Raw genomic sequence first — 897 nt, 5'->3', positions numbered from 1 at the left:
GTGGCGGATATCGTGGCAGACAAAGCGACGGTTGTGGAAGACACGCCAACCATCATTAAGGTCTTAGGTAACGACACGTTCGAAGACGACGACAAAGTGGTGTCGCTGGATACCAATAACGGCCCAGCTAACGGCACGGTCTCGGTCAACCCTGACGGCAGTGTGACTTACACGCCAAACGACAACTATCACGGAACAGACAGCTTCACCTACATCGTTACCTCCGGTGGGGTATCGGAGTCCACCACAGTGAACGTCGATGTCACGCCAGTGAACGATGCGCCAGTGGCGACCAATGACACGGCGATTACTGACGAAGACACGCCAGTGACGATTGATGTCCTGCCAAACGACACCGACATTGATGGCGATAAGTTGTCTATCCAATCGGCGTCTGTACCTGAAGCACAAGGCACAGTCGAGATCGTTGACGGCAAGTTGGTGTTCACGCCAGCTGAGAACTTCCATGGTGACGCTGAAATTACTTACACCATCACCGATGGTGCACTGACTGACCAAGCGACGGTCAACGTCACCGTGAATGCGGTGAACGACACGCCTGTGGTTGAAAGCAACCTCGCAGACCAAACCTTGGCAGAAGACTTTACGCCATACAGCATCGATCTGAATACGGCCTTCAGCGATGTAGATAACGTGGATGGCGAGCTGAGCTTCAGCGTTTCTGGCAACAGCAACATTCAAGTGGCGATCGTCAATGGCATTGCTACGTTCACTCCAACTGCGGACTGGAACGGCTCTGAAGCGTTGACCTTTACGGCTACCGATCCAAGCGGTGAAAGCGTTAGCCAAACGGTGAACTTCACGGTAGCCCCTGTGGCGGACATCGTGGCAGATAAAGCGACGGTTGTGGAAGACACGCCGACCATCATCAAGGTC

The 897-nt window shown here is 53.7% G+C and carries 1 protein-coding gene; it reads left to right on the top strand.

The genetic code is table 11. The features are described from left to right. Positions 1–12: 12 nt before the first annotated feature. The coding region (locus KI742_RS23460; protein WP_285445318.1) for a cadherin-like domain-containing protein at positions 13–897 on the top strand (885 nt) is incomplete at its 3' end.

It is taken from the genome of Vibrio sp. D417a, assembly GCF_030248595.1.
Taxonomy (GTDB): domain Bacteria; phylum Pseudomonadota; class Gammaproteobacteria; order Enterobacterales; family Vibrionaceae; genus Vibrio; species Vibrio alginolyticus.
Note: the sequence above shows the minus strand (reverse complement) of the source record. Positions and strands in the feature narration are given on the sequence as shown.